This window comes from Actinomadura sp. KC216 (assembly GCF_004348535.1).
In the GTDB taxonomy this organism is placed as follows: Bacteria; Actinomycetota; Actinomycetes; order Streptosporangiales; family Streptosporangiaceae; genus Spirillospora.
Genome location: NZ_SMJX01000634.1, coordinates 1 through 1319, shown reverse-complemented (window position 1 = coordinate 1319; position 1319 = coordinate 1). Strand labels below are relative to the sequence as shown.

Annotated in this window: 1 protein-coding gene; it reads left to right on the top strand. The window is 66.6% G+C overall.

Annotation, left to right across the window (positions count from 1 at the left end; all coding sequences use genetic code 11):
- Positions 1 to 240: 240 nt before the first annotated feature.
- On the top strand, positions 241 to 1302 hold the full coding sequence (locus E1264_RS42670) for an IS110 family transposase (RefSeq protein WP_132183276.1): 1062 nt from the start codon (positions 241 to 243) through the stop codon (positions 1300 to 1302).
- Positions 1303 to 1319 lie beyond the last annotated feature (17 nt).

Genomic DNA, 1319 nt, shown 5'->3' with positions numbered 1-1319 from the left:
CTACGACACTCAGTCCATGATCATAACTGTGGGCGTCGTTCCGGTGGCCTGACCCGTGCTATGACTGATCCTCCCTCGGAGTGTCTCTGCGTTGATCTGTCGGCCCCGGAACGACGTCCGTTGTGTGGAGCGGCCCGACCGGTGTGACCCGATAGAGGCGTTGACGTGCACGTTGAGTGTCCTGTCCGCTGGGCGGCCCGTTCACCGACCAGACATCGTCACTCCCTGGACAGGTCCCCAATGCTCCCTGAGTCTCAACTCGCCCTCGGCGTTGACACCCACAAGGACGTGAACGTCGCCGTGCTCCTGGACGCACTCGGCCGGAAAGTCGCGACCGCAGCCTTTGCCACCACCGATCGCGGCAACGCCGAGCTGGTGGAATGGGCGCAGCAATACGGCGAGGTGGTCTGCGCCGGGGTTGAAGGCACCGGCAGCTATGGTCACCGGCTCTCCCGCCGTCTGATGGACCAGGGCATCGAGGTCATCGAGGTCAACCGGCCCGACCGTTCGCGACGCCGCCGCAAGGGCAAGAGCGACTCCGTCGACGCCGAGGCAGCCGCCCGCGCCGTCCTGGCCGGCGAGGCGTCAGCAGTGCCCAAGGACCGCAGCGGACCGGTCGGCGAACTCCGGTCGCTGCTGCTGGCACGCCGCAGCGCGATCAAAGCACGCACCCAAGCCAACAACCAGCTGCGAGCACTGGTCCACGACCTCCACGATGAACTGCGCGAGCGCCTGGACCAGCGGCGGCCTGCCCATCGCGCCCGAGCCTGCGCCGCACTGAGCCCCGACACCGGCACGCTCAAAGCGCTCGGCGTCCTCGGCCGACGATGGCTAATGCTTCACGAAGAAATCCAAGAACTGGAACAGAGCATCGTCACGCTCGTCCGGGAGACCGTTCCCAACCTGCTAGCCCGACCCGGAATCGGGCCCATCACCGCGGCCCAACTCCTGGTAACCGCCGGCGACAATCCCGACCGGCTACGCACCGAAGCGAGCTTTGCCGCACTCTGCGGCGTCAGCCCCATCGAGCACTCCAGCGGCCGCACCGAACGCCGACGCCTCAACCTCGGAGGCGACCGCGTTGCCAACTCGGCGCTCTGGATAATCGCGCACGTCCGACTGGTCCACGACCCCCGCACCCAGCAATATGGTGCCAAACGCACCACCGAGGGCAAGGACCGCAAAGACATCCTCCGACGCCTCCAGCGCTACATCGCACGAGAGGTCTATCGCGACATCACACTCGCCCTGTCACCTCCGGCCTCGTCCAACCCTCCGCCGGGCACCGCCACAACCGCTTGACATAGAGGCATCAACGC